6 protein-coding genes are annotated in these 6,713 nt (G+C 64.2%); all 6 read left to right on the top strand.

Annotation, left to right across the window (positions count from 1 at the left end; genetic code table 11):
• Positions 1 to 1,257 (top strand): topoisomerase C-terminal repeat-containing protein (locus EN932_RS25125; RefSeq protein ID WP_206618958.1); only part of this gene is annotated, 1,257 nt, incomplete at its 5' end.
• Positions 1,258 to 1,263: 6 nt separating this feature from the next.
• Positions 1,264 to 3,582: a ribonuclease R gene (rnr, locus tag EN932_RS25120; RefSeq protein ID WP_127385622.1), complete on the top strand. Its 2,319-nt coding sequence runs from the start codon at positions 1,264 to 1,266 to the stop codon at positions 3,580 to 3,582.
• An 11-nt stretch (positions 3,583 to 3,593) separates the two neighbouring features.
• Positions 3,594 to 4,028: a DUF983 domain-containing protein gene (locus EN932_RS25115; RefSeq protein WP_024503574.1), complete on the top strand. Its 435-nt coding sequence runs from the start codon at positions 3,594 to 3,596 to the stop codon at positions 4,026 to 4,028.
• A gap of 86 nt (positions 4,029 to 4,114) precedes the next feature.
• Positions 4,115 to 4,855 carry an NUDIX domain-containing protein gene (locus EN932_RS25110; RefSeq protein ID WP_027161472.1) on the top strand — a complete coding sequence of 247 codons (741 nt, stop codon included), beginning with the start codon at positions 4,115 to 4,117 and terminating at the stop codon, positions 4,853 to 4,855.
• Positions 4,856 to 4,930: 75 nt separating this feature from the next.
• A complete protein-coding gene (locus EN932_RS25105) occupies positions 4,931 to 6,109 on the top strand; it encodes an MFS transporter (protein ID WP_024503576.1) in 1,179 nt (392 codons plus the stop codon).
• Between the two features lie 111 nt (positions 6,110 to 6,220).
• A complete protein-coding gene (locus tag EN932_RS25100; protein ID WP_127369723.1) occupies positions 6,221 to 6,679 on the top strand; it encodes a hypothetical protein in 459 nt (152 codons plus the stop codon).
• The last annotated feature ends 34 nt before the right edge of the window (positions 6,680 to 6,713 follow it).

Genomic DNA, 6,713 nt, shown 5'->3' with positions numbered 1-6,713 from the left:
ACCCAGCACACCACCGAGCCGCCGCCGCGTTACTCCGAAGCGTCGCTGATCAAGAAGCTGGAAGAGCTCGGCATCGGCCGGCCTTCTACCTATACGGCGATCCTGAAGACGCTCGAGGACCGCGACTATGTCACCATCGACAAGCGCCGGCTGGTGCCGCAGGCCAAGGGCCGGCTGCTGTCGGCTTTCCTCGAAAGCTTCTTCAAGCGCTATGTCGAGTACGACTTCACCGCGTCCCTCGAGGAAAAGCTCGACGAGATTTCGGACGGCAAGCTCGCCTGGAAGGACGTGCTGCGCGATTTCTGGAAGGATTTTTCCGGCGCCGTCGCCGACATCAAGGAACTGCGCGTCACCGACGTGCTGGATGCGCTGAATGAAGAGCTGGCGCCGCTGGTGTTCCCCGCGCGCGAGGACGGTTCGAACCCACGCATCTGTCCGAAATGCGGCACCGGCAATCTGTCGCTGAAGCTCGGCAAGTTCGGCGCCTTCGTCGGCTGCTCCAACTATCCCGAATGCTCCTTCACCCGCCAGCTCGGCGATGCCGCCAACCCCAATGGTGAGAATGGCGGCGGCGAAGACGGCACCAAGGTTATCGGCAAGGATCCCTATACGTCAGAGGAAATCACGCTGCGCAGCGGCCGCTTCGGCCCCTATCTGCAACGCGGCGACGGCAAGGAAGCCAAGCGCTCCAGCCTGCCCAAGGGCTGGACGGCAGAGTCGATCGACCACGAAAAGGCGCTGGCGCTGCTGTCATTGCCGCGCGATGTCGGCCAGCATCCGGAAACGGCCAAGATGATCTCGGCCGGGCTCGGCCGTTACGGTCCGTTCGTGCTGCATGACGGCACCTATGCCAATCTCGAAAGCATCGAGGACGTGTTCTCGATCGGCCTCAACCGCGCCGTGTCGGTGATCGCCGAGAAGCAGCTGAAGGGCAAGGGTGGCCGCAATGGCGGCACGGCCGCTGCGCTCAAGGAGCTCGGCGACCACCCCGATGGCGGCGGCAAGATCGTCGTGCGCGACGGCAAATACGGGCCTTACGTGAATTTCGGCAAGGTCAATGCTACGCTGCCCAAGGGCAAGGATCCCCAGTCGGTGACGATGGAGGATGCGCTGGCGCTGATTGCCGAGAAGGAAGCCAAGGGCGGCGGCGGCAAAAAGCCGTTCCGCAAGGCGGCCGCGGCCAAAGCTCCGGCAACCAAGAAAGTAGCCGCCAAGAAGCCGGCTGCGAAGAAGCCGGCCGCGAAGAAAAAAGGGTAGGACAGCGTGGCGCGCAAGATCACCGGCAGAACCCACGGCGATCCGCGCACCGCCGACACCAGGGCCAAGGTCAAGGACGACTATCGGCCGTCGCGTGACGAAATCCTGCGCTACATTGCCGAAAATCCTGATCGCGCCGGCAAGCGCGACATCGCCAAGGCGTTCGCGCTGCGCGGCGACGACCGCATCTGGCTGAAGGATATTTTGCGCGACCTGCAGGACGAAGGCGTCCTCACCAAGGAGCGCAAGGGGCTGGCCCGCGTCGGTGCCCTGCCCCATGTCACGGTCCTCGATATTTTCGACCGCGATGCCGATGGCGTGCTCTTGGCGCGCCCAACCGAACACACAGCCAATGGGCCGCCGCCGATCGTTTCCATCCGCCTGTCGCGCAGTGGCAGTGGACCGGCGCCCGGCATTGGCGACCGCGTGCTGGCCAAGACCTTTCCGGCCGACGACACGAACGTCGCCCTGGGCGGCCCCGCCTACACCGGGCGGGTGGTGAAGATTTTCGAAAAACGTACCGATGCCGTGCTCGGTATCTTTCGCATCCTGCAGGACGGCACCTTCCGCATCGAACCGGTGGAACGGCGCCAGCCCGAACTGATCGTCGACAAGGAATTCCAGAACGGCGCCAAGAATGGCGACCTGGTCGAGGTCGAGCCGGCGCGAGCCTCCCGTTTCGGCTTGCCGAGAGCCAAGGTGCTCAACGTGCTGGGCTCTCTAACCAGCGAAAAGGCGGTCTCTATGATCGCCATCCATGCGCACGACATTCCGCATATCTTCCCGGCCGACGTCATCGCAGAATCCGAAGCCGTCAAACCGGCGACGCTTGACCATCGCGAGGATTGGCGCGACCTGCCGCTGGTCACCATCGATCCGGCCGACGCCAAGGACCATGACGACGCCGTCTTCGCCACGCCGGATCTCGACGAGAAGAACCCCGGCGGCGTGGTTGCCACCGTGGCGATCGCCGACGTCGCCGCCTATGTGCGCTATGGCACTGCACTCGACCGCGAAGCGCTGAAGCGCGGCAACTCGGTCTATTTCCCGGATCGTGTCGTGCCGATGCTGCCCGAGCGCATCTCCAACGATCTCTGCTCGCTGCGCGAGGGCCAGGACCGGCCGGCATTGGCGGTGCGCATGATCTTTTCGGCCGAGGGCCGCAAGCTCAGGCACACCTTCCATCGCGTCATGATGAAGTCGGCGGCAAAGCTCGCCTACCAACAGGCTCAGGCGGCGATCGACGGCGCGCCGGACGACAAGACAGGCCCGATCCTCGAAACCGTGCTGAAGCCACTGTGGGACGCCTATGCGATCCTGAAGCGCGGCCGCGATGGCCGCCAGCCGCTCGAACTCGATCTGCCGGAGCGCAAGATCGTACTCAAGCCGGACGGCACCGTCGACCGCGTCATCGTGCCGGAGCGGCTCGATGCCCACAAGCTCATCGAAGAATTCATGATCCAGGCCAATGTCGCCGCGGCCGAGACGCTGGAGGCGAAGAAGCAGGAGCTGGTCTATCGCGTCCACGACGCGCCGTCGCTCGCCAAGCAGGAATCGCTGCGCGAGTTCCTGCAGACATTGGGCCTGTCACTGGCGCGCGGCGCGCAGATGCAGCCAAGCCAGTTCAACGGCATTTTGGAGCGCGTGCGCGGCGCCGACAATGAAGGCCTTGTCAACGAAGTGGTGCTGCGCTCGCAGAGCCAGGCCGAATACTCGCCAAAAAACATCGGCCATTTCGGTCTCAACCTCCGCCGCTACGCCCATTTCACCTCGCCGATCCGCCGCTATGCCGATTTGATCGTGCATCGCGGACTTATTGCCGCACTCGGACTGGGTCCGGGTGGGCTGACGCAGGACGAAGCGGCACGGCTCGAAGATGTCGCGGTGCTGATCTCCGGCACGGAACGCCGCGCAATGGCGGCCGAGCGGGACACGGTCGACCGTCTGATCGCCGCCTATCTCGCCGAACGCGTCGATGACCGCTTCGATGCCCGCATCTCCGGCGTCACCAAATCAGGACTATTTGTCCAATTGCCGCAGTATGGCGCGGATGGTTTCATCCCGGTGTCAACTCTGGGCGGCGATTACTATATATACGATGAAACGGCTCGCTCCCTGTTCGGAGAACGCTCTGACAAAGGCTACCAACTCGCGGACCGCGTCGAGGTCCGGCTTATCGAGGTGGCGCCGATGGCCGGCGCAATGCGCTTCGAGATGTTGACCGACCCAAAGCCTCTGCCGGGCTCCAAGCGGTCGTTTCACAAGGCCAAGGGCCGCGCCCGCGCGTCGCAATCGCGACCGGGTTCGCGCGGCAGGAGACGATGATGACAACAGCCATGGAAGAACAGGTTTTCGGCGGAGAACATCACTCGGGCCGGGCCGCACGCCCGCTGTGGACGGCGATGAAGCGCGGCCTGCTCGGCCGCTGCCCGCATTGCGGCGAAGGCAAGCTGTTTCGCGCTTTTACCAAGACCGTCGACACATGCGGCGTCTGCGGCGAGGAATTGCATCACCACCGGGCCGACGACCTGCCGGCCTACCTCGTCATCGTCATTGTCGGCCACATCGTGCTGGGCGCCTTCATGGGCGTTGAGGCGACGTCGACTTTGTCCATATGGCAGCACATCGCCATCTGGGTGCCGCTGACCATCCTTTTGTCGGTTGCGCTGCTGCAGCCGGTCAAGGGTGCCGTCATCGGGCTGCAATGGGCCTTCTATATGCACGGCTTCGGCGGCGAGCACGACGTGATCGAGCCGCATCCCGGAGCCTAGGCCGCAGCCAAGAACGCTGCCTGGCGCAACATACCGACCGTGAAAGGCCACTTTCGCTTGCCAGAAGTTTCCGCTAGGTCCTGCGCATGGACGGTATGACCAAGGCGGAAGTCGACAGGATCGAGCGGAGCATGATCGCTCATAGCGACCGGCCAATTCGCCCGCGCGACGCGGCAACCCTCATCCTGCTCGACCGCAAGGACGACGACGTACTGGTTCTGATGGGTCGCCGCCATGCCGGCCACGCCTTCATGCCGGGCAAGTTCGTCTTTCCCGGCGGCCGCACCGATCCGGCCGATAGCCGCATACCGGTCGTCGCCGCCCTGCACCCGGAGCAGGAAGCCAAGCTGATCGCCGGGCCGGGGCGCACAAGCGCCGCACGAGCCCGCGCCATCGCCCTGTCGGCCATCCGAGAGACCTATGAGGAAGCCGGGCTGCTGATCGGCCGCAAGGGTGCTTTCGCAACTCCCAGATCCGACTGGCAAGGCTTTGCCGAACACGGCGTGCAACCCTCTCTCGACATGCTGCGCTTCGTCGCGCGCGCCATCACGCCGCCCAACCGGGTGCGCCGCTTCGACACCCGCTTCTTCAGCGCGTGGCGTGACGACGTCGCGGTCGAACTGCCCGGTGGCGGTCCGACCAACGAACTGGAAGAGCTGGTCTGGCTGCCGCTTGCCAAGGCCAGGGAAGCCGACATACCCGACATCACCCGAATGATCCTGGACGAGTTGGAAAAGCGCCTCGCCCATGATCCACTGTTGCGTCCAGGCGGTCCCGTGCCCTTCTACCGGCTTGTCCGCAGCCGCTTCATCCGCGAACTTCTCTAGAGCAATTCCAGGAAAGTGTGACGCGGTTTTCCGTCCGAATTGCGTAAGATCAAACAGACAGAGTATTCAGCATCCATGACGGTCGATACCCAACCAAAGGGCGACGAGCGCGTACACTGGCTGCCGATGGTGGCGGCGATCTCGTCGATCAGCGTCGTCGGCATCGCCATCGGCCTCGGCATGCCGCTGCTCAGCGTCATCCTTGAAACACGCGGCCACTCGGCTTCGATGATCGGCCTCAACACCGCCGTCGCCGGCCTCGCCTCGATCGCCGGTGCGCCGCTGGCGACCCCGCTCGCCATGCGCTTCGGCGTTGCCTGGACCATGATCGCCATGATCGCCGCCGGCGCGCTGGCCTTTGTCGGCTTCCATTTCGCACCCGATTTCTGGATGTGGTTTCCACTGCGCATCGTGCTGCACATTGCGCTGACGGTGCTGTTCATCCTGTCTGAATTCTGGATCAGCACCTCGGCGCCGCCGCACCGGCGCGGCCTTGTCCTTGGCATCTACGCCACTGTCCTGTCGCTCGGCTTTGCCGCCGGACCGTGGCTGTTCGCTCATCTCGGCAGTTCCGGCTTCAGGCCGTTCGGCGTCATCATCGCGTTGGTGACGCTGGCGGCCATACCCGTGCTGGCAGCACGCAACGAGAGCCCGTCGATCGCCTCGGATGGCGAAACCAGCAATTTCCTGCGCTACATCTGGCTGGTGCCGTCGGCGACCGCTGCCGTGCTGGTGTTCGGCGCGGTGGAAACCGGCGGCTTTGCGCTGTTCCCGATCTACGGCAGCCGAATCGGCTATTCCGAGGCCGATGCGGCCCTTCTGCTGACCATGATCGGCCTCGGCAATGTGTTGTTGCAGATCCCGATCGGCATGATCAGCGACCGCGTCAGCGATCGCCGCTACCTGCTGATTGCCTGCGCGACGGTCGGTCTTATCGGCACCGTGTTCATGCCCTTCTTCGCCCAGAATTGGCATTTGATGGCCGCGCTTCTGTTCGTCTGGGGCGGCGTCGTCGCCGCCATGTACACGATCGGCCTTGCCCATCTCGGCTCGCAGCTTTCCGGCCATGAACTGGCGTCGGCCAATGCCGCCTTCGTGCTGTGCTACGGCGTCGGCATGGTGCTCGGCCCGCAGGCGATCGGCATCGGCATGGATGCGTTCGGCCCGTCCGGCTTCGGCTGGTCGCTCGGCCTGTTCTTCGCCGCCTATATCGCTTTGGTCGCCGTCAGGTTGGTTCGCAAGATCCTGCTGTAGCGCGACTGCGGCCAGCCATGCATTTGGCACGGCACGGTGACAGGCTGCTGACAGAACCGTGTCAGGAGCACAGGGCTAAAAAGGTGTCCCAAAACACTTGAGGACACTTCCATGATCGACAGCGGCTTTGAAACCACATCGCTACGAATGACACTGCTTCTGCTCGTGACCTTCCAGGCTCCGGCCACCGACGTCGACCGCATCATGGATGCGGTGGTGGCGATCGCGCCGCTGGCCATGGGCAAATATGACCGCAATGCCTATCAGTCGGCGCACGGCATCGAACGCTACAGGCCGCTTGACGGTGCGGCCGCCGGCGCCGAAACCGAATTGCGGCGGCGCCCCGGCACGGTCGAGGTTTCCTTCGAACTGCCGGACGACCAGGCGCTGGCCGCCCGCGTCGTCGAGGCGATTTTCCAGGCGCACTCCTACCAGGAACCGGTGATCCGCATTCAGCCGATTCTCGCCAGCCGTTCCAAGGGGCTGGACGACCGCGCCAATCCGAATCGCTGGTGGAACACGACCGGAGACTGGAAGAAGGTTGCGGCATCGGCGACGGAAACCGCATGATTTCCGCTCGCGAGCCGGCTCTGGTGGGTCGCGC

Origin of the sequence: Mesorhizobium sp. M7A.F.Ca.US.002.01.1.1, from assembly GCF_004022955.1 — a bacterium.
Lineage (GTDB): Bacteria > Pseudomonadota > Alphaproteobacteria > Rhizobiales > Rhizobiaceae > Mesorhizobium > Mesorhizobium ciceri.
This window is presented reverse-complemented; position numbering and strand designations above follow the sequence as displayed.

Coding starts and splice junctions, on each gene's coding strand:
- EN932_RS25115 (WP_024503574.1), top strand. CDS start 3,594: ATGGAAGAACAGGTTTTCGGCGGAGAACATCACTCGGGCCGGGCCGCA.
- EN932_RS25110 (WP_027161472.1), top strand. CDS start 4,115: ATGGACGGTATGACCAAGGCGGAAGTCGACAGGATCGAGCGGAGCATG.
- EN932_RS25105 (WP_024503576.1), top strand. CDS start 4,931: ATGACGGTCGATACCCAACCAAAGGGCGACGAGCGCGTACACTGGCTG.
- EN932_RS25100 (WP_127369723.1), top strand. CDS start 6,221: ATGATCGACAGCGGCTTTGAAACCACATCGCTACGAATGACACTGCTT.